At 57.6% G+C, this 22,294-nt stretch carries 20 protein-coding genes; 6 read left to right on the top strand and 14 right to left on the bottom strand.

Features of this window, described 5'->3' with window-relative positions; translation table 11 throughout:
- Positions 1-158 precede the first annotated feature (158 nt).
- The 4 genes from QMG40_RS11725 to ssd form a co-directional block, all read right to left on the bottom strand.
- Positions 159-584, bottom strand: a complete 426-nt coding sequence (locus QMG40_RS11725) for a type II secretion system F family protein (protein ID WP_283531242.1) — start codon at positions 582-584, stop codon at positions 159-161.
- A gap of 185 nt (positions 585-769) precedes the next feature.
- Entirely contained in the window at positions 770-1,642 is an 873-nt protein-coding gene (locus tag QMG40_RS11720) for a type II secretion system F family protein (protein WP_283531241.1), read from the bottom strand.
- Positions 1,639-3,057 (bottom strand): TadA family conjugal transfer-associated ATPase, encoded by a 1,419-nt coding sequence (locus tag QMG40_RS11715; RefSeq protein ID WP_283531240.1) that lies wholly within the window; start codon positions 3,055-3,057, stop codon positions 1,639-1,641. The genes QMG40_RS11720 and QMG40_RS11715 overlap by 4 nt, the downstream gene beginning before the upstream one ends.
- A complete protein-coding gene (gene ssd, locus QMG40_RS11710; RefSeq protein ID WP_283531239.1) occupies positions 3,054-4,280 on the bottom strand; it encodes a septum site-determining protein Ssd in 1,227 nt (408 codons plus the stop codon). The genes QMG40_RS11715 and ssd overlap by 4 nt, the downstream gene beginning before the upstream one ends.
- 120 nt (positions 4,281-4,400) lie before the next feature.
- Between ssd and QMG40_RS11705 the strand changes: the two genes are divergently transcribed.
- The gene (locus QMG40_RS11705) at positions 4,401-6,131 is read left to right on the top strand and encodes a bifunctional 3'-5' exonuclease/DNA polymerase (protein WP_283531238.1); all 1,731 of its coding nucleotides are present in this window, start codon (positions 4,401-4,403) and stop codon (positions 6,129-6,131) included.
- Between the two features lie 68 nt (positions 6,132-6,199).
- On the opposite strand, the gene QMG40_RS11700 is transcribed toward QMG40_RS11705, so the two are convergent.
- The 3 genes from QMG40_RS11700 to QMG40_RS11690 are packed head-to-tail and all read right to left on the bottom strand — an operon-like array spanning position 6,200 to position 9,116.
- Positions 6,200-6,895, bottom strand: a complete 696-nt coding sequence (locus tag QMG40_RS11700) for an NUDIX hydrolase (protein WP_283531237.1) — start codon at positions 6,893-6,895, stop codon at positions 6,200-6,202.
- Positions 6,892-7,728, bottom strand: coding sequence for an endonuclease III (nth, locus tag QMG40_RS11695; RefSeq protein WP_283531236.1), 837 nt, complete (start codon positions 7,726-7,728; stop codon positions 6,892-6,894). Before nth ends, QMG40_RS11700 begins: the two co-directional genes overlap by 4 nt.
- Before the next feature lie 5 nt (positions 7,729-7,733).
- Entirely contained in the window at positions 7,734-9,116 is a 1,383-nt protein-coding gene (locus QMG40_RS11690) for a hypothetical protein (protein WP_283531235.1), read from the bottom strand.
- Between the two features lie 339 nt (positions 9,117-9,455).
- On the opposite strand from QMG40_RS11690, the gene acs reads away from it, so the two are divergent.
- Both acs and aroQ read left to right on the top strand, forming a co-directional pair.
- Entirely contained in the window at positions 9,456-11,432 is a 1,977-nt protein-coding gene (acs, locus tag QMG40_RS11685) for an acetate--CoA ligase (protein ID WP_283531234.1), read from the top strand.
- Between the two features lie 101 nt (positions 11,433-11,533).
- The gene (gene aroQ, locus QMG40_RS11680) at positions 11,534-11,992 is read left to right on the top strand and encodes a type II 3-dehydroquinate dehydratase (RefSeq protein ID WP_283531233.1); all 459 of its coding nucleotides are present in this window, start codon (positions 11,534-11,536) and stop codon (positions 11,990-11,992) included.
- 40 nt (positions 11,993-12,032) lie between these two features.
- Here the strand turns inward: aroQ and QMG40_RS11675 are convergent, their stop codons facing one another.
- Positions 12,033-13,253, bottom strand: coding sequence for a MarP family serine protease (locus QMG40_RS11675; protein ID WP_349361620.1), 1,221 nt, complete (start codon positions 13,251-13,253; stop codon positions 12,033-12,035).
- 200 nt (positions 13,254-13,453) lie between these two features.
- Here QMG40_RS11675 and QMG40_RS11670 point away from each other — a divergent pair, with 200 nt between their 5' ends.
- Positions 13,454-14,131 carry a Crp/Fnr family transcriptional regulator gene (locus tag QMG40_RS11670; protein WP_283531232.1) on the top strand — a complete coding sequence of 226 codons (678 nt, stop codon included), beginning with the start codon at positions 13,454-13,456 and terminating at the stop codon, positions 14,129-14,131.
- Positions 14,132-14,265: 134 nt separating this feature from the next.
- Here QMG40_RS11670 and QMG40_RS11665 read toward each other — a convergent pair whose 3' ends face one another.
- From QMG40_RS11665 to QMG40_RS11655, 3 genes are all read right to left on the bottom strand, one after another.
- Positions 14,266-15,090 (bottom strand): 3-oxoacyl-[acyl-carrier-protein] synthase III C-terminal domain-containing protein, encoded by an 825-nt coding sequence (locus QMG40_RS11665; protein WP_283531231.1) that lies wholly within the window; start codon positions 15,088-15,090, stop codon positions 14,266-14,268.
- Positions 15,091-15,263: 173 nt separating this feature from the next.
- Complete coding sequence (locus QMG40_RS11660; protein ID WP_283531230.1) at positions 15,264-16,031, bottom strand: MBL fold metallo-hydrolase; 768 nt, start codon at positions 16,029-16,031, stop codon at positions 15,264-15,266.
- Positions 16,024-17,037, bottom strand: coding sequence for an NAD-dependent epimerase/dehydratase family protein (locus QMG40_RS11655; protein ID WP_283531229.1), 1,014 nt, complete (start codon positions 17,035-17,037; stop codon positions 16,024-16,026). The genes QMG40_RS11660 and QMG40_RS11655 overlap by 8 nt, the downstream gene beginning before the upstream one ends.
- 154 nt (positions 17,038-17,191) lie before the next feature.
- Here QMG40_RS11655 and QMG40_RS11650 point away from each other — a divergent pair, with 154 nt between their 5' ends.
- Positions 17,192-18,430, top strand: a complete 1,239-nt coding sequence (locus tag QMG40_RS11650) for a glycosyltransferase (RefSeq protein WP_283531228.1) — start codon at positions 17,192-17,194, stop codon at positions 18,428-18,430.
- Positions 18,431-18,452: 22 nt separating this feature from the next.
- Here QMG40_RS11650 and QMG40_RS11645 read toward each other — a convergent pair whose 3' ends face one another.
- Genes QMG40_RS11645 through QMG40_RS11635 form a run of 3 tightly spaced genes read right to left on the bottom strand, consistent with a single transcriptional unit; the run spans position 18,453 to position 20,024 of the window.
- A complete protein-coding gene (locus tag QMG40_RS11645; RefSeq protein ID WP_459252999.1) occupies positions 18,453-19,397 on the bottom strand; it encodes an NUDIX hydrolase in 945 nt (314 codons plus the stop codon).
- Positions 19,381-19,821 carry a RidA family protein gene (locus QMG40_RS11640; protein WP_283531433.1) on the bottom strand — a complete coding sequence of 147 codons (441 nt, stop codon included), beginning with the start codon at positions 19,819-19,821 and terminating at the stop codon, positions 19,381-19,383. The genes QMG40_RS11645 and QMG40_RS11640 overlap by 17 nt, the downstream gene beginning before the upstream one ends.
- Before the next feature lie 47 nt (positions 19,822-19,868).
- Positions 19,869-20,024: a hypothetical protein gene (locus tag QMG40_RS11635; protein ID WP_233913031.1), complete on the bottom strand. Its 156-nt coding sequence runs from the start codon at positions 20,022-20,024 to the stop codon at positions 19,869-19,871.
- Positions 20,025-20,060: 36 nt separating this feature from the next.
- Between QMG40_RS11635 and QMG40_RS11630 the strand changes: the two genes are divergently transcribed.
- On the top strand, positions 20,061-22,292 hold the full coding sequence (locus QMG40_RS11630) for a transglycosylase domain-containing protein (protein WP_283531227.1): 2,232 nt from the start codon (positions 20,061-20,063) through the stop codon (positions 22,290-22,292).
- Positions 22,293-22,294: the final 2 nt, after the last annotated feature.

Here is a 22,294-nt window from a genome sequence, read left to right as displayed (position 1 = left end):
TCTTCTCCTCATCGGAGCTTCGCGAAAGGTACCTTCCAGCGTTAGTGGACTTGTGAGATGACAGCCCTGCCTGTGGATAAATTGATCCCGTGAAGAACCAGCAAAAAAACCTGTTTACCGACTCCCGGAGACGGCCTGACGGGGCTAGAAAAATGAAACTAGAAAGTCGGAATCATCGCCATCACTACCGGAACCACGCCCAACGCAATGAAAGCCGGCAACGAGCAGAGCCCCAGTGGCAGCACAAGCTTCACGCCCAGGGCTGCTGCACATTTCTCAGCACTGCGAGCGGCTGCTACTCGGCATTGTTTCGCCTCGGCGTACAGCAAGGGTGCTGCGGATGCCCCAGTGAGTGCCCCAAAACTTAGTGCTTCATGGATTTGTGCGACATCGCTACGGATAAAATTTCCATCCCACGAGTCTTGCCACGAGGCCCCAATCTCCATACCTGCCACCACCCTGAGCAAACTCTCACGCATATCTTGTTCTGCCACCGCGGCAACCACGCGCAAGACGCTTGGGAGCGTAAGTCCGGCGTCCAAGGCTGTTCCAAGGAAGTCCAGTAAGAGTGGCACAGAGGTCACGCCGCCAGCGCTACCTTCAGCTGCGAAGGAGCCATAGCTATTTGGAATACCTGCAAGAAATCGCGTCCCAGAGGTTTTCTTTCTATCCCGCGCCACTTGGCCTCGGAATAGTCCTGGGCAGGACCCACCCCACAGACAGAGGAATGCCAGCATAGATAGCGTCATTGCTAGCCACCCATTCACGGTCACCGCCGCCCACCGGGCTTGGCATGAACGGGCCGTGCAGCATCACCGATCATTTTTGCTGACCATAATTTGCCCACCATAGTAAATCCCACCCCTACCATCAGCACCATCCAGCCCCTAGGACTGCCAAGGAGTGCGGCCAATGGGTCAACGCCCATCACCATGCCTAATCCAAGCCCAATAAAAGGCAGCCAGCTTAACAGCCGTGCTGTTGCACGAGGACCCGCGAGCGCAGTTTCACGAAGCGCAGCGGCATCGTTATCGGCATCGATGCTGCACGCAAGACGCTCTAACACGGCCGCAACCGGAGCCCCGCTTGTCTCACACAGCTCAAAGCATGCCGCTAAATCCAACCAGGTCCTATGCTGTTGGGTTCTCCGAGCATTGCGGCCGTGCGTGATTCTGCGGCCATGCTCAAAATCAGCTGCGCAGGCATTGCGGATCGCTGTTGCAGTTGGCAGTCCCATGGCGCTGGCTCGTTGGACAGCAAGCACCAACAGTAGTGTGGCGTTCGATTCCCCAGCAGGGGGTGGAATTGCCCCTGAGCCTGGTATTTGTTGCGGCGTCCTAACGGCATTGACTGCCGAGACTCGGCGCAGAACCTTGGCACCATTGTCGACCCGGTATTGTTCCGCACCCAGAACATATGCCATGGCTCCCCACAGGGCTGGTCCGCTTCGTCCTGCTGCCAACAGGGATGCCAGTTGGCGAACCATCCGGGGTAGGGACTCTGCTGACGGCACAGAACCACGAGTCCAGATTCTGTGCCGGCGCCTTCTGTATGACCTCGAGCCTGCCCACGAATGCGAGTTGTTGACGGCAAAGAGGAAAAATGCTGCGCCTACAAGGGCAAGCAATACACCGGCGTTCATGGCTTCTCATTGAGTTTGTCGGCAGCGATTTTGTTGGCAGTATATTTTTCGCTGGGTTGCGCATCGAGACGCTCATCGAAGCCTAGTCGCGCCGCCAGTATGGGCCAGCCGGGGCCTTTGATCAATTCGGATGATATCCGCTCAGAGTCTTTGGGAGTGAGGCTAGCTGAATCCCTACTGGCCAGACTGTCAGGCTGACCTGCGTGCCTGCCAGCCCTTCCTCGAGCCACCCACTGCTGTTCAACGGATTCCTTGGCCTCAGCCTCCATGCCGTTCCCACAAGCAGCAAGTGAGAGCGCTGGAATAATATCAAGTCCCTTGTTGTGCAAAGCTACGACGGCCACCTCAGAGACCACCCGGAGCCCCCTGATCCTCACTAGGTGGATGACAATATCCAATGCGCTGGCGCCTTGTAAAAACACCGCTTCCGGGCTCATGGAGGCAAGTGCTCCTAAAGCTGCCAACCTGGCTGGGACGTCGTGAGCGCTATTTGCGTGGATTGTTCCGCCGCCGCCACTATGACCGGTGTTCATGGCCATCAACAGTTCGCGAACTTCCTTTCCTCGGCACTCGCCAACAATGAGCCGACCCGGGTTCATGCGCAGGGCGTGGCGGACCAATTCCGCCAAATCTAAAGCGCCAGCCCCTTCCGCATTTTCATGACGCGCTTCCAAAGTCACAACGTGCGGATGCTCCGGGTCCAGCTCGGCTGCATCCTCTATGAGTACCAGCCGTTCTCTGGCAGGGCACAAGCCCAAAAGCGTTGACAACAGTGTGGTTTTGCCAGCCCCTGTTGCACCACTGATGAGAAAGTTCAGCCTCCGCTCCACTACGGCAACCAGCACTTGGGCTAGAAAAGGGTGGATGCTCCCAGTCGCAACCATTTCTGCCAACGTCAGGACAGTGCGGCGTTTGATTCGGATGGAAAGCAGTGTCCCTGCGGCAGAGATCGGCGGCAAAACAGCGTGGATTCGATAGCCGCAGGCTATTTTCACGTCAACACACGGACTACTTTCATCGAGTCTGCGTCCGCCACTGGCAACCAGCCGCACTGCGAATGCGCGAAGTTCTTCCTCAGTGGAAAATTCCACTGGCACTCGTTCTGGCCCATCGCCACGGTCCTGCCAAACAGAGTCAGGGGCATTGACGAAAATATCGGTCACATGAGGGTCTTTGGCCAATCCTTGCAACGGCCCCAGTCCATTGAGTTCCGCCGCGATTCGCTCCATGGCAAGCAAAGATCCAGCTGCCCCAAGCAGCCTGCCGCTTTCCCTTACTGCCGCAGCCATCTGCAGGTCTGTCACCGGGCCCGATCGGGAAAGAACGCTGCGCCTGACAACGTCCAACAGGTCCGCGTCGACTGGCCCTCCCCAAGGGTCTGGTGTGTGGCTGCCGGTCTGCCGTTGCGCATTCATGGTTTGCTCCCGTTTAAACCGGTGCCAGTGTCACTGCGCGGGCTATCCCCAACCATCCAGTCCAAGATGTTGGCGACAACAACTCGCACGGGTCTACGCCGCAACAGTTCCAACAGGCGCTGCGACTCCAAAGCCTCGCTGACCCCGCGCAGTTGTGGCAGTCTGCCCACAAGAGGCAGCCCCACAGCGCTAGCAACCATAGTTGCATCCAGCCCCTCCCCCAGCGCCCCACGCACAACTGCACCTACCGGCATTGGCGGCAGGACAGTCATCATTTGCCGTGTAGCTGCTAGAGCACGCGCCCGTGCAGGGATCACCACCACTAACCCGTCGCATTGCAACGCCAACGAACTAAAGGCTTCCGGTGTTCTGCCCAAATCCACGACAATTAGTCCAAAGGCTCCACGTGCGGACCTCATCACCTCTCCAATAGCCGTCCGCGTGTGGGTGGCATCCTCTCCGGGAGCTGGAGTCGCGCCACCCCTAGATAGACCGGAGAATGACCCGTCCATGGTGCCGGCGTTCCCTGCGTTATGGCCGCTGTCCCAGGACAACAGGGTCAGCCCCGCAACCTGAGGAAGGGACATGGCAAGTTGTTCTGGATTAATCGCCCCGGAAGCCATTAATAATTCCGGCCAACGCAACCCTGGGCTGGCCTCGGCAGATAACGCGGCACATAAGCCGCCACCCCATGGGTCCCCGTCCACCAATAAAGTCCGGGTGCCTCGCTCAGCAGCCTCGGCTGCCACAAGCACGGCAAGCGTTGAGGCGCCTGCCCCTCCGCAACCCCCGACAACACCCACGACGCCGGCACCCGTTGCGGGGTTCTTCAAACAACTCAGATAGTTCGCCAGCCAGGGGGCTGAATCTGGCAGAACAGCTACTCTGTCGGCTCCCAGCCGTTCGGCGCTATGCCACATCAACGCTGAATCCTGTGCAAGTCCAACAATTATTGTTGGTCCACGCCACCCTGCAAATCCAACGTCCAGTCCTGTCTTCTCCGCCACGACCGCATCAATGAGTACTGCTGCCACTTCATCCCACGGCCCCGCAACCGCGTCCAACCGCTCCTCCACGATCAGTTCGACAGCCGCCGCAGCGCTGACTCGCCCCACTGCGCCTTGGAGCTCGGTGCCAACGGAGAGCAACAACACTGTGGTGTCGCGACGCGGGAGCCACTGTTCCGATCCGGGTCTGTTGGGCAAACTGTTTCGGTGCTTCATGAAGCAACTGTGCGCTTCTCTTCCGCCGAAGCACACAGCTATGGACATCAAAGTGTGGAAGATCAAGGACAGCCCTATCTGTGGAGGAACCACGGGCCACATCAGTGGAGAATAGGAGCTATGTACGCATTGCTGGCCGCAGGCCCTGAAGCTTCCACCGCCGTGGTTCAGCTCAGGTATGAAGACGGTGCCCCCGCTTCTTCCCTTCAAACCGTTGCCCTCGACACCCTAGCCTCACTCGTGCGCGACATCGAAGATGCGCACCATCCTCGTTGGGTTTGGGATAGGGCCTCACATTGGTACCCCGCACTGCTCGCCGCCAATGTGCGTCTAGAGCGGTGCCACGATCTATCCCTGTGTCAGAACATTTTGTTGGACTCCGAATTTGCTGCACTCACCGAATACCACCAGCAATTCACTTCGTTGCCACCGGAAAGTCACTTGCTGCGAGAAGACTCATCGATCACGGGCGCACAGGCAGGGCAGGAAAGTTTATTTCAGACTCCCGCCACCCAGAGTGAGAGTCAAGACTGGGATCTTGCCACCGTAGCGAAGGAGCTTGGTGCCCAAAAAGCAGCCACGAGTTCCTCCACACATCCGCCTAGGCTCACACTTTTGCTCAGTGCAGAATCTGCTGGTGCTTTAGTGGCTGCAGAGATGCAGTATGAAGGTATGCCTTGGAGAGAAGACCTGCATAGGAGGTTGCTGAGTGACTTGCTTGGTCCGGAACCACAAAATCAAGCCCGCCCGGAAAAATTGGAGGCGCTTGCCGCAGAGCTGCGCGCCGCTTTGAACGCCCCCGCACTGAATCCTGACTCTCCGCAGGACCTCATCCGGGCCCTGCACAGAGCGGGAATTGACGTCAAATCAACTCGTAGCTGGGAGCTTATGGAGTTCAAGCATCCTGCCATAGAACCCCTGCTGACGTACCGCAAACTGAGCAGGCTTTTCACCACCAACGGCTGGAACTGGCTCAGGCAGTGGGTGCGTGTCGGTCGCTTTCACTCTGAGTATGTTGTTGGCGGTGTCGTGTCAGGACGGTGGGCTTCTCGTGGTGGCGGTGCCATGCAAATTCCCGCGCAGATTCGGGGGGCCGCCGTTGCCGACCCCGGGCACACGTTCGTGGTCGCAGACGCGGCCCAGCTGGAGCCTCGAGTGCTGGCCGCGCTCGCACAGGATAGCGCCATGGCCGCCGCCGGTCAGGACTCTGCCGGAAAAAACAAGGATCTCTACGCCGGAATTGCGACTCAAGGATTTGGCGGTGACCGCAGCATGGCCAAGGTCGCTTTGCTTGGTGCCATCTATGGCGCCACCTCCGGGGAATCCGGCAGATTAGTGCCCCAGCTTGCCCGTATGTATCCCCGCGCACTGGATTTTGTGGAACAGGCCGCCCGTGCCGGCGAGCGCGGCGAACGCGTCAGCACCTACCTGGGCCGCAGCACACCCGCCACTACCCAAGAATGGCATGCTGGGCAGCAAAGCTCTACCGCTCAGGAACAGCGCCGGGCAGAGTCGGCAGCTCGCTCAAGAGGCCGTTTTACCCGCAATTTTGTGGTTCAGGGAACGGCTGCAGAATGGGCGTGTTGCTGGTTGGCTGAATTGAGACGTCGCTTGCGGGTCCTCGCTGCCACCCTCCCTCCTGCCGGTGCCAACCCAGCAATTGGTACACCGCAGTTGGTGGCTTTCCTCCACGACGAGGTGGTGGTGCATTGTCCGCTTGGCTTGGTGGATGAAGTCACGACTATTTTGCATGAGTCCTCCCGTGCAGCAACTGGACTGATCTTTGGCAACATTCCACTGGAATTTCCTGTCAAAGTCACCGTTGTTCCGTGCTACGCCGATGCGAAATAGGACGCAAATAATCACGCCCGGCCAATCATCTCCCCGACTGGTGTGCTCAGATGAGCTGGACGCCTAATTTAGAGCGGCGCCGGAATTTCGCGCTGCGCGTCCCACGGCACAGCCCAACCCATTTCCTCAAACACATACGTGAGAATGCCAGCCGTGAATCCCCACACCACCACGCCATTGACAGCGAACGCGGGGCCGCGATGAGTATGCCCCTCACGGACCAGCACAGCCGTAAAACGGTTGTCCGGGTCCAAGAGGTCCCGGACAGGAACCCTAAATACTTGGGCTGATTCGCCATAATCCACCACGTTGACAGGTGTTTGTTTTGCCCACCAGCCAACTACAGGAGTTACCACAAAATTACTCACTGGCAAGGGGACCTCGGGCAGCAGCCCCAGAACTTCAATCCCCAAGGGATCGAGCCCGGTTTCTTCCTCAGCTTCCCGCAATGCAGCAGCGGTGATGGATGCGTCTCCAACATCCACTCCCCCACCGGGGAAAGCCACCTGCCCCGGATGATCGTTTAACGTGAGTGCACGCTCAATCAGCAGTACATCCAAATCTGCTGAAGCGAGCGGTTTCGTTGAGGCCGCAGGTATGTCATCCAAGGCACCAAAGAGCATCAGCACAGCAGCTTTGCGAGTTGTGGCGGGATCCATAGGCATCTTCCACAGAGTGGCCCGACCCAATGTGGCCGCATCAGGAAGCGCCGCAGTGGCTGCTGCTTTCCCAGCCAATACTACTAAATCCGTGTAGGCACTCACCCTTGGGTTCCCGTGGCCAAAATTTCTTGGGACCCATTCTTGGTCCTTGCCGCCAGTTGGGATTCCTGACGGTAGCGAGCGGCATTATCCACATCAGCCAGCATCCGTGCCAGCAGTTCCTCTTGCCCGGGTGCCAACTCATATTTGAGCAGCTTCGCCGCTTTCACTGGATCGACCTCACCGTCCCCGTAGGAAGGGCACAGGTGGGCGATGGGGCAAACCCCGCACGCTGGCTTCCGTGCGTGGCAGATGCGCCTCCCATGAAACACAACACGATGAGAAACCATTGTCCAGTCTTTGGATTCAAACAAAGCCGCAACGTCTGCTTCAATGCGGACAGGGTCTGTGGACTCTGTCCAGCCAAAACGACGGGCCAATCTGATGAAGTGGGTGTCGATAGTGATCCCAGGAACCCCAAAAGCATTACCCAACACCACATTGGCCGTCTTTCTCCCCACTCCAGGCAGCGTCACTAAAGCCTCAAGCGACCCAGGCACCTCGCCGTCGTACTCATCAACCAGGCGGTTCGCCAGGGCAAGCAGATTCGCTGACTTGGCCCGAAAAAATCCTGTTGACTTGATCAGCTCCTCCAACTCCACGCTGTGCGCCTGGGCCAACATTATTGGCGTAGGAAAACGAGCGAAAAGTGCCGGAGTTACAGCATTGACACGGATATCAGTGGTTTGAGCTGAGAGTACCGTGGCCACCAGCAATTCAAACGGATTCCGAAAATCCAGCTCTGCGTGGGCATAGGGGTAGAGCTGCGCCAGCTCACGATTGATCTTGCGGGCACGACGCTTGAGACCCAGCGCCGATTCCGCTGCCACAACCATGGCCGTTAAGCACTATCCGAGGCGCGCTCAATTCCCACAATGTCCAGCAGAACACCCGTCTTGCCATGGTTGTTCTGAACGAGGAAGCTGGTCCCGCGGTCCTCCAAAGCCAGAATCCACGAGCCCGGTGTCAGCTTGAAAACAAATTGGCGTGATTTATCATCGATCACGTTCTGTGGCCGATCCACCGCAAACCAGAACGGCTCGGCAATCACGGCTGCGGCGCTGGTTTTGGGGCTAACCGTGGCAGCAATGCTCTCCTTAGCCGGTGACGCGTCACCATGAGTGGTGCCGGGGTCAGTGGTGCTTGGGTCAGTGGTGCTTGGGCGCGAAAGAGCGGAGTCGCCCTTTGCGGGGGCGCTCTCCTTTGCTGGCACCGCAACCTGCGGGTTCAAGGTGGTTGCTGCGCCATCGTCGGAGCGAACGGCTGTGCTTGAATCCGAGGAACCGTGTGCCGGCGCGGGAGCTTGATTTGAAAGCTGTGCCGGAGCCGCAGCTGAGCTGGATGCGTGCCCGTGGGTGTCCGCGATATTTGCGCCGTCCCAGGAAACGCCCTCCGCTGCAACGGCTGCCGCGGCCGCAGCAGCCGGGGCATGGCTCGTGTCCGCCGCAGCGGATCCAGCCTGAGCTGGGCCCGTGGAGCTATTCGCCGGGGTGAAGATTTGGCCAGCGGAGGTGTGCCCGGAGTGTTCCTGTGCTGCGGGCCAAGCACCTGTCGGCTGGTTCTGCTGCCCACCTACAGGAGCCTGCGTCGTCTGGCCGGGCACATATTGCCCCTGAGCCCCGGGCCCTTGGGGCTTGCCCTGACCAAATGCTCCGCCGCCGTTCTGGTTGGCGACTACCGGCTTGGGTGCAGCGGGACGCTTGTGCGCTGGTACGGCGTCACGCGCCGCAATATGTGCAGGAACCTCAACGCGGCCGGCAAAGTCGGAGGCGAGGAAAGGTATCCACTGGGCGCAAACGGTGGCTGCCAGAAGGATCAACGATCCAACCAACCCCACCAGAAGAGCGAAACTGAAGTTGGTTACTGTGCCGGTGAAGAAGAAAAATGTGGCGAAGGCGGCCACCACTGAGGCGAACTGATCAATTGAAAGTGACCCAACCCGGACCTGGGTTTGCGGGCTCAGCCTGCGTGCCAGGAACAGGCCACCAACTACCAGCGGCAGGATGACTCCTATCCCAAGGAAGAACAGCCCACTGGTGTTCCAGATGTTCAGGCTGCCCGCGATTGTCACAATGATCGGCACCACTGAGGCGATAAAAATGATCGCTACGCCGCCCAGGACAACAAGGTCCCGTATGGTCAGCGGGCCAACTACGGCGTTGCTGACAGCCGAGTTCTCAGGGCTGGTAGCTGCCTGCTTAGAAGGCGTGTGTTGCTCTGTCATGGTCTTACTCCTCAAAGTCACGTTCGCTATCCAGCCTAGTTACCCCAGCCAAGCAACACTAGCCAGCCACAGCTTAAACAGCTCTAAAATGCCCTAATGGGGAGAACTACCCATCAACGTAGGGAGCCTGTGGATGCACTTGAGCGCAGATATGACGCCATTGGACCCGTTGAGCTGTGACGACAGACACGTTATGTTCCCCAAAGGGCTACAGTTAAAGCTGGAATAAAACGTTGCCCCCCCAGTATCCATTTCGCGTATCTCCGCCTTCCCAAGAGGTAAAAGCCACGCATCTGGATTCAACGGGGCATCAGCTAAGAAGGAACGAAGGGATTTTAGATGTCTGAGGTCACAACCGCAGCGGACAACCAGTCCGGGGATGCGCTGGAGAACTTACTCACGGAGAGCCGCCAGTTCGAGCCGAGCCCGGAATTTGTCGCCAACTCGGTGATCCATGGTGACGAATATGCCAAGGCCGCCGCTGACCGTCCGGAATTCTGGGCCCAGCAGGCGCGCGAACTCCTGAGCTGGTCCAAGCCCTTCACAAAGACACTTGATTGGACCAACCCACCTTTTGCAACATGGTTTGAGGACGGCGAAATCAACGCTGCCTACAACGCGCTGGACCGTCACGTTGAGGCCGGCAATGGCAACCGCGTGGCCATCTACTTTGAGGGTGAGCCAGGCGATACTCGCACTTACACGTACGCGCAGTTGACCGAAGAGGTCAAAAAGGCCGCCAACGCTTTCCAGACTCTGGGACTTATTAAGGGTGACCGCGTGGCGGTTTACCTGCCCATGATTCCCGAAGCCGTCATCACGCTGCTGGCCTGCGCCCGCATTGGCGCCATCCATTCTGTTGTTTTTGGCGGCTTCTCCGCGGACGCCCTTCGTTCACGCGTAGATGACGCCGAAGCCAAGCTTGTTATCACCGCTGATGGAACTTTCCGTCGGGGCAAGCCAAGTTCCTTAAAGACTGCTGTTGACGAAGCCTTGAGTGCCCCCGGGCACAGCGTCCAGCACGTTGTTGTTGTCAAGCGCAATGGTCAGGACGTCGACTGGGTTGCGGGCCGCGATGTTTGGTGGGATGACACTGTGGGCACCGCATCGATCGAGCACACAGCCATTGGCCACGCCGCCGAGCATCCGCTATTCATTCTGTATACCTCTGGGACCACGGGGAAGCCAAAAGGCATCCTGCACACCACCGGCGGCTACCTCACACAAACGGCTTACACCCATCGCGCCGTGTTTGACCTGCACCCGGAAACGGATGTTTTCTGGTGTACGGCCGACGTCGGATGGGTCACCGGCCACTCCTATGTCACCTATGCGCCACTGATCAACGGGGCAACCCAGGTCATGTATGAGGGAACCCCGGATTCCCCCCACCAGGGCCGCTTTTGGGAGATCGTACAAAAGTACAAAGTATCGATTTTGTACACTGCACCCACCGCGATTCGAACTTTCATGAAGTGGGGCGAGGATATCCCCGCCAAGTACGATCTTTCCTCCATTCGACTTCTCGGTTCTGTGGGCGAACCCATCAACCCTGAGGCCTGGATGTGGTACCGCCGTGTCATTGGTGGGAACCAGGCACCCATCGTGGACACGTGGTGGCAGACGGAGACTGGGGCCATCATGATTGCCCCACTACCCGGGGTTACCAGCACCAAACCCGGATCGGCTCAGGTGCCCATGCCAGGGATCGCCGTTGACGTGGTTGATGAGATGGGCGCTTCAGTGGGCAACGGGCACGGCGGCTACTTGGTGATCCGCGAACCATGGCCGGCGATGTTGCGTGGAATTTGGGGCGACAACGAACGCTACAAAGACACGTACTGGTCTCGTTTCGATGACATGTACTTCGCCGGCGACGGCGCCAAATGGGATGAAGACGGCGACGTTTGGTTGCTGGGCCGCGTTGATGACGTCATGAACGTGTCCGGGCACCGACTTTCCACCACGGAAATCGAATCTGCCCTTGTCAGCCATCCCTCCGTTGCGGAGGCAGCAGTTGTAGGTGCAGCGGATGAAACCACCGGTCAAGCAGTTGTGGCATTTGTGATTCTGCGCGGTTCCGCTGTAGAAGATGACGACATCGTCACCACCTTGCGCAACCACGTAGGCAAGGAAATTGGTCCCATCGCCAAACCAAAAACCATCTTGGTTGTGCCGGAACTACCCAAAACCCGCTCAGGCAAGATCATGCGCCGTCTCCTCAAGGACGTAGCGGAGGGCCGTGCAGCCGGCGATTCCTCAACCCTTGCCGATAACACGGTCATGAACCAGATCGTCGAGTCGCTAAAGGCCTAGCAACTCCCAACTGACCCGCACTAGTTGTTGAAAATCCACAGTTTGTGATGATTTCCTGCCACTAGTGCGGGTTTGTTGCTTCTCTGAGGCATTATTAAGCCATGACCTCAACCACTGCTGCTGACCGCGGCGCTTTGCTGATCCTCAATGGACCTAACTTGAATCTGTTGGGTACCCGCGAACCACAGATCTACGGCTCAACCACACTTACCGACGTCGAAGCGCTCACCACAGAAGCGGCCGGGGCAGCAGGGTTCAGTACCATCTGCGTGCAGTCAAACCATGAGGGTGCCCTGATCGATGCAATTCATTCAGCACGCGGCACTGCCGTAGGTATTATCATCAACGCAGGCGCCTACACGCACACCTCAGTTGCGCTGCGCGACGCGATTGTCGCCGTCGAGCTCCCCGCAGTGGAGGTGCACATCTCAAACGTTCACCAACGCGAGGAATTCAGGCAGCATTCGTACCTGTCGGCGGTGTGCAGCACAGTCATTGTCGGGGCCGGAGTACACGGTTACGTCCTGGCAGTGAGCGCTTTGGAGAAGTCGCTGCCGTAGCGCTCCGTTGCACCCAGTTAGTTCAGAATAATCCCAGCAGCTAGCCGACCCTACAGGCCCCTGAAGGAACAGCACTGTTGAGCATGGGCGCCGCTGAAATGACGGGGCCGGCTTCCTTCATTGTGAGTGCGAAGCCCACGTTCTCGGTTGTAGTGGCCTTCGCGAAGACCACACCGACCACCTGGCCCTTCGCATCAAGCAATGGTCCGCCCGAGTTGCCCGACTGAACGGTGCCGGCCAGCTGGTAGATATCCAGAAGCGACTTGGCGCCGCCGGTAATATCCGGGACAAGTACGGGGCCGGCAGACAGGACCGTTGCCGGCCGCACCTGCAAGGGTCCGCCCAAGGGATAGCCGGCAAATGCCGTGGCCGTGTTTGCCGTTACCGTGTCCGCCGCGGGTAGCGGGGCCGCAGCCAAGGAATCTACCGCGAGGATAGCCAGGTCTTGAACCGGGTTAAAGTACACCACCCGGGCAGGCAACGCACCCTGTTTTTGCGTCTGCACCACTGGCATCGACACGCCAGCAACTACGTGCGCATTTGTCAGCACCCGTTCTGGTGAAATGACGAACCCGGTTCCTGTCTGGTTTTGTCCGCACTGGAACGCCGTGCCTGAGATTTTCATGACTGACTGCGCCGCCTTATTCCATGCCGCTGTGTTCGTGTCCGCATTGGGGACTGCTATCTCAACGTTGGGTCCCGACGGGGCCAGCAACGCGGGGATGCCTTCCTCCAACACCAAGGAACGGATCTGGGCGACAGCAACTTTAACAGGATCGGGGGTCCAGGAATCGATTCTGGAAACAATCTGCGAACCGCTCAATGCTGTGGAGACGGCAGGGATACCCAAGTTGGAGACGCCAAAGGCAAGCATCGAGATAACGAGGGCACCAACAAAAAGATTCAGAGCACCACCCAACAGACGGTTGACGGCACGGATGGGTTCGGACTTAACCCTTCGTCCCATGGCTCGGCCCAAGCGGATACCCACAGCATGACCAACAAGTATCAACACGATCGTGGCGCCGATCACCATAGCTGTTCGCCAGCTTGGACTTGGCGCGAATTGGTTGACGAACGGCGCGGCGAAAAAGGCCGCAACGCCTCCCGCGACAAATCCGGCGAGACCGCCCAAACCAACCACGAGTCCAACGTTCAAGCCGTAGATCAATTGCCACAAAAGCCAAATGATCAGCACCGCATCCAGCCACGAGAACCCAAACACCCTTGTGCACAGCCTGTCCCGGGCAAAAGCCCACATTGCGTTTTATTGGCATGGTTATGCCCCGGATCCACATATTACCGGCCCAACCATGCCAGTGCTGACGTTTTTCGGTGTCTAATCTGCCAATATGCTGATAACGAACGCTCCGAATGCCAAATTGGTCACAAAAGCAGAAAAGTTCTGGAACAATCAGTAATAGGTCACAACTGATTAGTTACATACTGTAAGGAGTTTTCATGGACATCGAGGTACTACGCCGGGCACCATTATTTGCCACTCTCGACGATGAGGCTTTCCGCCTTGTCACCGATGAGCTGGCCGAGGTGGATCTTTCCCGCGGGGCTTCAGTGTTCCGTGAAGGCGATCAAGGCGATCAGCTGTATTTCATTGTTTCAGGCAAGGTGAAGCTAGGCCGAACATCCTCTGATGGCCGCGAATCACTGGTCGCGATCCTTGGACCAGGAGAGCTGTTCGGGGAAATGGCGCTCTTTGATCCGGCACCTCGCAGCACCACAGCTACTGCCGTGTCTGAAACTCGGCTCGCCGGTTTGAAGAATGAATCTCTTAACGCTCTGCTGCGCAACCGTCCCGAGGTGTCCATGCAGCTGCTGCAGGCTCTCGCCCGCCGTCTGCGACGCACCAATGACAACCTCTCCGATCTTGTGTTCTCCGACGTGCCTGGCCGCGTCGCCAAGGCCATCTTGGATCTAGCGGACCGGTTCGGTCGCCCGGCCACCGACGGCATCCTGGTAGCTCACGAACTGACCCAGGAAGAATTGGCCCAGCTGGTCGGCGCTTCGCGAGAGACTGTCAACAAGGCGCTGGCCGAGTTTGTTCAGCGCGGCTGGCTTCGTTTGGAAGCCCGCGCCGTTGTGATCTTGGACGTCAATCGTTTGCGCCAGCGTTCACGCTAGACACCAGGCTACCCGCCCACTTTAGGGCGCCCGCCTAGAAGAAACGGCCCGGCCACCTTAGGGTGGCCGGGCCGGAGTTATCTGCGCTGAAACCCATAATTCCTGTTTGGCGGATTGCCTTAGGTGGCATATTTTTACAGCCGGAGCACCAACGCGTTGGCGGTCAACCCGGCCGCCGTTCCAAAAAGAAGTACTGTCTGGCCCTCACGCACCCGTTCTTGCTCCATCACCTGCGCCAGCACATAGCCGACAGATGCGGAAACCATATTTCCAATCTCGGCCACCCAGTCAATATAGCTATCCTTCGGGATTCCTATCCTCTGCATTGCCAAACCCAGGGCCGGGCTCGCCTGATGCGGGATAACAAGAGAAATATCACTTAGATCAAGACTCGAACGGGCAAGGAAATCGCCCAAGAAGTCAGGGAGTACCCGCATCATGTTCCGCAATGCTGCCCGGCCATTCATGTCAAAGAGATAATCGGCAGGGTCGGCCCCCGCATAGAGTTGAGCCGGGGAGCGGCTTAGCCCGCCTCTAATCTCGGTGTCATGGGCGTAAGCGGCCCACGTTCGTTGGGTGCTGGCCACGACTCCTTGAGAAGGGTCATCGGTGGAGGTCAGCACAAAGGCAACGGCGGCATCGGAGAACAGGGAAAAGCTTTCCTTCTGCTCCGGGTTCAGAAAACGGGAACCTACGTCCCCGGCTGTAATGAGAATGCTCTTGTATGTGCCGTCGGCAATATAACGGGAGGCAATATCCAGGGCAGTAATCATGGAAGTACAGGTGGAGTTCACATCGAAAGCCGCTGCCACCCCATGAGGTGCAATCTTTTCAAGTACCAGGGCAGCGGTGCAAGGAATAGGCTGGATGCCCGCTGCACTGGCGCCAATGACACATTCCAGCTCGTCCGCGTTGACACCGGCCCGGGCTAAGGCGTCCGCGGCTGCCGAAGTGAGCATGTCAAGCTGACTTACCCCCTCCGGAACCCGGTACCGTCTCTGATTCCCAAATTTTATTTGATTCTCCGGAAGGTACGTTCCGTATCCAGCAATACGGCAATTACGAATTCTGGGTATTCGGCCAGGCTCCGTCATTGTATTTCCCCCTGTTGAGTGTTGTTGGTTCCTGCAGGTCATGAGAACAATTGCTTGCGATCTTGGGGATCATGACTGAAATATAGTTGAATTCCATTGCCTTTCATCCTTTGCAATCGCTGGACGGTTTCCTGGTATTCAACCCAGTTGTGCGTAATCGCCTTAGGCACTGTCTTCATACGCGGAACCTCCCCCATCAAGTCCTCGCCCCAGGAGGCATCCCCGGCCAGCAGGGCGCGCTCTTCAACCAGTGCACCCATGTGTCCTTGCGCATGCCCGGGCAGACTAACTAAGCGATAGCTGCCATCGCCCAGGAGGTCGAATTCACTTAATTCTGGATCAACAATCAGTTTCTGGGCTGCGCTAAACCACGGCGGCAGCAGCCCGGGAAGGAAACCTTCCTTCAGCTTGGCATGAGAAAGCGTTGCCAGCATCGGTGTACTTAGGACAAAGGTGGCTTGAGGAAAGTACCGTGCGCCGCCAATGTGATCCGGGTGCAAGTGGGACAACACCACGTACGTGATCGAGTCCACGGATATGCCATCACGTGATAGCTGTGCGGCAATATTTTGTTCTTTGACTAGGCGTACAGGCAGTAGCAGATTATAAAGAAATCCCTTGACCCCGGCCCGCCAGGTTGCCGGTGCGTAGCCGGTGTCGAACAGCACGTTGCGCCCGTCTGGGTGCTGATACAGGAATACCCCAGCGGGAAAGGTTCTGCGCTCGCGTGGCGCAGAGCGCATCAGTTGCTTCATCTGATGCGTGGTGTATCCACAGGCGTAATAGCTCAGCCGTCCTTTAGGCATGTTCTCCCCTGTATCCGGTTGCAAAGGCGGCAAGTGCAGATTCAATATCCACCTGAGGCTCATAACCTAGCTGATTGCGGGCGCGCGAGATGTCCAGAGTCTGAGAATAGGCAATGGTGGAGACCATGTACCTTGTCAACGGCGGCTCGGGTGAACCCGGGACCAGCTCGAAAATATTCTCCAAGACCGCACCCAATGCGAAGAACAAGGAGGCGTTGGCCCGGCGGTAGCGTGGTGGCAGATCCAACTCCCGAAAGAGGATCTCCAGCAAGTCTTTGAAGGCCCGTGGCTGGCCGTTCGTGATGTTGTACACCTGCCCAGAAGCATCCTGAACACAAGCGGCCAGCCGCAGCGCGTACGCTACGTTCTGAACTGCTGTGAGGTCCACCAGGTTCTCCCCGCCGGCAAAAAGAGGGACACCAATCTTGCGATACGCAGAAAGTAGCCGCGGCGCAACACTTGTGTCGCCGGCACCAATGATGCCCCTCGGACGAATCATCACCAATTCCTTCACCCGTCCCAAGTCGTGAGCTTCTTGCAGAAGCGCCTCGGCTGCCACCTTGGAACGGATGTAGGAGTTTAGCGGTCGACGCCGGATAGGCTCGCTTTCCTTGATGGCAAGACGGTCCCCCCTATCCGCGTACACGCTGGGGGAAGAGACAAAGACCAGACGCGGAACTGCGTTTCTTTCCATAAAGCTGACCACGTGGGCTGTGCCGGTTACGTTGTTGAGTTCAAAATCCGGCCACCGCCCCCAAGGGCTCGAAAGTGCAGCCGCGTGCACCACAACATCAACAGGTCTCCGGAGCTGCGAAAGCCCGGCAAGATCACCCACTATCGTTTGGGCGCCCAGGAGCTCTAGCCGCTGAAGCGCGGCAGGGTTGCGGCCATGGGCGAGCACGCGGAATCCTTGGGAGATGAATTCCTGGACTGCATATCCGCCAAGGAACCCCGTGGCTCCAGTAATCAGAACCACGGGCGGCTCACCGGAAGGATCAGTAGTCATTTGCCTATCGTAGAACCACAGGGCCAAACCACAATCCACCACGCGGACATCTGCCCATGTCCAATTGGGCGTGGTGAACGTTTGCGCGCTGGCTTGGGGGCGCACTGGCGTTTGGTGTGGGGAGGAATCGCTGGGACGTCCCTATAGTTGAAACATGCACATTGCCATGGTGACCGACTATTACCTGCCAACGCTTGGCGGGGTACAGACAGCCATCAAGGCGGCAAAGGAGTCGCTGAGTCAACTGGGCCATCACGTTACTATCTTCGCCCCACTTCATACTCCTTCCACTGACCTGGATTCCCTTGACCCGGATGTGGTGGCTTTGCCTGCTTCCAAGGCGTTCAAACCGGATGGGTCTCCGTTCACGTGGCCACCTCAAAAAGCGTTTGAGGTGCTCACGGCAGCGCTCGCAGAGAGGAACGTTGATGTGGTGCATGTACATTCAGAAATTTTCGCCGCCCTTGCCGGTATAAAGGCCGCTCGGACGCTGAGTCTGCCTTTGGTGCAGAGCATGCACGGTCGCTTGGATGTCTACACAGCCAATGTTCTTCCCGTTCCCGAGATTACTACTCGCGTGCTTGCCGCAGTTCACCGACGCCACCTTGGCCATGGGTCTGCGCCGGAGCATCCCGAAGATGCTTATATGCATTCCGCGGTGGCGCGACGGATGTGGCAGCTGATGACCACCCAAGGTAATACCGCCGATGCTGTGGTGGTGCCATCAGCTCACTTTGCCGCCAAATTGGTCCGTCAAGGGCTCACGGCACCAGTTCACGTGATCTCCAACGGTCTAGAAGACTCCGTGCTAAATTCTGTGGGCACCGCCCAACCTCGCACCAAGGCTGCCCACGAGCCGCTTAAGTTGATGTGGTGTGGGCGGATCTCCCCGGAAAAACGGCCCGAAGTGTTTGTACAAGCTGTAGCCGCCGCTGGCGAGGCCGTGGTAGCCAATATTTACGGCGACGGCGCGGCTGCGGCCAAGCTCCAACGGCTCGTCAAACACCTTGGAGTGGACCATAGAGTACGGATGCACGGCAGTGTTGCACAGGAGGAAGTTCTGGCGGCCATGCAACAACACCACGCTTTTGTATCATCTTCTTATGGTTTTGATAATCAACCCATGGTGATACTTGAAGCAATGTCCTGTGGCTTACCAATTGTGCTTTCCGACCCTGATTTAGGGGAAGGGTTGCCGGTTGGCGCTTACGTAGTAGCCGCTACCCAGAGCCACCAGGATCTCGCAGCGGCATTTCGGTTGTTGATGGCCAACACAAGCACCCTGCCGTCAATGAGCACGACACTAGCTATCCCTCAACAGCGGGTTTCAGCAAGTGCACATGCAGAACTTCTCGTGGGCATCTACAGCAATCTGCTTGCAGCACGGAGCTAGCACGCTCACGCTGCAGAAGTGCCTACCGTTCCCGGCAGGGGCCACCTTCAGATGCTGGAGCCGTCGAGACTTCAAGACTGAAATCCTCGTCGGTATCGGTGACAAGCTTCGGCTGGTACTCGTTGATGGCGCGTTTGTGGTTTAAGTAGGCAATACAGCCTCGGGCAGCAGCGATTTTTTCCAGAATTATTTCAACGCCCGGGACAACAAGTTCACCCAGAGCCAGTCCGGCCGTGGCGGGCACACCTATTTCATCGCCCAGGGCGGCGGTGGCACGGTCGCCAAGAATCTCTGCGGCACTTGCCCATCGGCCCCATACTCCCTTGCTTGTGAGCAGCGATGGTTCCTGATTCACTGGCCTTGCTGCCGCAAAATATCGTGTGTCGAATCGTCGGTGCGCGAAGTCCGGGCTCATCCAGTGGCTCAGCGGCTTGAGCAGATCGGTACGCAGGGCCAAGCCGTAGCGTTCCAGAAGTGCGGAGAATGTAGATTCCTGGGCCGCAATAGACTCACGTGCGCGCATCCAGTCTGCCCCAGAGATATTTTCCACCAGAGACGACGCGTCCGGTCCGGCAAGCAACACACCGGTCTCTTCAAACAGTTCACGGATAGCAGCCACCACGTGACGTTTGGCCAGGGAACTGTCAACAGTGCCCATGCTTTTGGCCCACGCAAGCGCCGAGGGACCCACCCAGTCGGTCACGTCGTCGTCCGCGGGATCAATGGTGCCGCCGGGAAAAGCAACTGTGCCCAGCGGTGATCCGCCGGGCCGGTACGTCAAAAACGTTTTCAACCCGGCTGGGCTGTCCTTCAACAACACCACGGATGACGCCTGCCGCGGTTTACTGGGGGTGCGCGCACCAAATTCAACCCAAGCCTGCGCAGCTTCCCGCTGATCATTGTTCAGCGGGAAGCACCGCGTACCGCCGGGTCTGAAGACGGCAGGATTATTACTGGAATTCGGCAATCAGCTCAACCTCAACGGGGGAATCCAATGGCAAAACGGAAACCCCAACAGCGGAGCGTGCGTGCACGCCTGCCTCGCCAAATATTTCACCGAGCAGTTCCGAGGCACCGTTAATAACACCCGGCTGACCGGTGAAAGACGGATCCGAGGCAACAAAGCCCACAACTTTCACGATCCGGATCACACGGTCAAGGTCACCAATGACACTTTTAACTGCCGCAATGGCGTTGATAGCGGCAGTTGCGGCCATGGAGTTTGCGTCCTCAGCGGAAACCTCGGCGCCCACCTTGCCGGTAGCTGTGAGTTTGCCATCAATAAATGGCAGCTGGCCTGAGGTATAAACGTGCTTGCCTGAGACCACGGCCGGCACATAGGCCGCCACCGGGGCGGCCACGGCAGGAAGGCTTAAGCCAAGCTCCGCCATGCGCGCTTCAATACGTGAAGTTCCTTGATCTGATGCGGTATTCAAGACTAAGCCTTCTCTCGTTTCAAATACGCAACAAGGCCTTTGCCATCCGGGCCAGGAACAACTTGGACCAGCTCCCAGCCCTCGTCACCCCACTGGTCAAGAATCGCCTTGGTGGCATGGATAATCAGCGGAATCGTAGAGTACTCCCATTTGGTCATACTTCAAAGCGTAGCCCCTGCAGCTAAGCTGAGAAAATGGCAGCAAAAAAACACCCTATTTTCGATACCGCCACAACTCTGGGCAAACTGGTCGCCTTCATGGGCATTAGCTCTATTTGTGGTGTCCTTGTGGCAGGACTCATGGTCCCGGCAGTAGCCCTGGCAGGCGGCACGGCGTCCTCATCGATCACATTCTTCGATGACCTTCCCGATGAGATGGCCATCGGCACTCCTGCCTTGTCATCGAAGATTCTGGCCTCAGACGGCTCGTTACTTGCCACTTTCTACGATCAAAACCGGACAGAGGTGGGGTTGGATAGCATCTCCGACTTCATGAAGGATGCAATCGTCGCCGTTGAGGACGCTCGCTACTACGAGCATGGTGGCATCGACACTCGCGGCCTGATGCGTGCTGTAACTGCCATGGCCAGAGGCGGTGACCGCCAAGGCGCCTCCACCATCACACAGCAATACGTGAACAACGTAATTATTCAGACATTCGCGGCCAACGGTGAACTGGAGAAGGTCAAACAAGGTGGGGACAAGAAGGTCGGGGACAAAGTCCGCGAAATTAAGCTCGCCATTGCTGTGGACAAAAAATATTCCAAGGATGAGATTCTTCAGGGTTATTTGAACTGGGTGTTTTTTGCCAACAACAACTACGGCATTGAATCGGCGTCCAACTTCTACTTTGGTGCCCATGCCAAGGACTTGAACTTGCCTCAGGCTGCGTTACTTGCAGGTGTGGTTAACCGGCCCAGTTATTACGATCCTCTGGTCAATCCCGAGAACGCTATTTCACGCCGAAACATGGTTTTGGATCATATGCTGGATCAGGGAAAAATTGATAAAAAGCAGCACGAAGAGGCCGTGGCCACGGACATTGGGCTCAATGTCCAACCCAATCAACGGGGCTGCACTACGGCGGTCCGTGCAGAGTACTTCTGCGAGTACGTCACTCATCTTTTCGTCAACGACCCTAGCTACGGAAAAACTGTGGAAGCACGGCAAAAACTGCTGCTGCAGGGTGGATTGACCATCACCACCACACTGGATGCCGGTCTGCAGGATGCGGCCCAAACCCAACTGCAAAACTTCACGCCAATGGATAACAACCCGGATAAAGTTGGTCAATCGCTGGTGACGGTCCAGCCAGCCAGTGGAAAGATTTTGGCAATGGCGCAAAACACCAAGTTGGCAGCACCGGAAGGACAGTGGAAGACCGACTACAACTTCAATGTTGATCGTGTTGATACCAAAGGCAATTCCCTCGGTGGCTCCGGTGGTTTCGATGTGGGCTCAACCATTAAGCCATTCACCTTTGCCGAATGGCTTAACTCCGGGCACAAGATCAACGACTCTGTGAATGCCGCGGTGCGCCGGTACCCGGCCTCCCACCAATGGAATAACTCCTGTGGGGCAACCGGAGGTATCTACGATTCCAGTAATCCGGAAGCCGCCGACGATCTCCAGAACGCGACTGAGGACTATTACCGGACCGTGACGGCTCGGGAGGGCTTGTACAACTCCCTAAACACTGCCACGTTCGCCAGCGCTGACAAACTGGATGTCTGTAACATTCAGAAAATGATGACGGCAACCGGCATTCACTTGGGAGAAGACCCCAATAAGCCATACAACGTTGACTACATCAGCAGCCTGCTGGGTAGTGGCGAGGTTGCACCCCTGACCATGGCAGCCTCATTTGCCACCTTCGCCGCAGGTGGGATTCACTGCGACCCCATCGCGTTGATTTCCATCAAAAATGCGAAAGATGAACCACTTCCCGTGCCCAGCGCCAACTGCAATCAATCGATCAAGCCAGAAGTTGCTGCGGGTGTGAACAACGTGCTCCAGGAGGTCCTGGTTCGTGGCTCCGGCTACCAGCTGGGCTTGCAGTACCCGGCAGCAGCCAAGACGGGAACAACCAATGACTCCCAACACACGTGGACCATTGGTTTCACCCGCGGTTTGGCGACGGCCTCATGGCTGGGTAGCCCGGAGGATAAGAACGCATCCAACAACGGCAAACTGATCGCCAACCAGCGCATCGACTACGTTGACGGCGCAACCTACGCTGGGAAGGCCTGGCAGGGTTACATGAACCAGATCGCGGGGTTCTTTGATGTCAATGGCTTTGACCTCCCACCGGCCAGCATGGTCAACGCGCCGGTGATAATTCCGCCCAAGCCCAAGGATTCTGACAAGCCCACGGACGGCGACGATAAAGGCAATAACAAACCTGACGATAAAGACAAGAAAGAGTAGAG

It is taken from the genome of Arthrobacter antibioticus (assembly GCF_030063205.1).
GTDB lineage: Bacteria > Actinomycetota > Actinomycetes > Actinomycetales > Micrococcaceae > Specibacter.
Note: the sequence above shows the minus strand (reverse complement) of the source record. Positions and strands in the feature narration are given on the sequence as shown.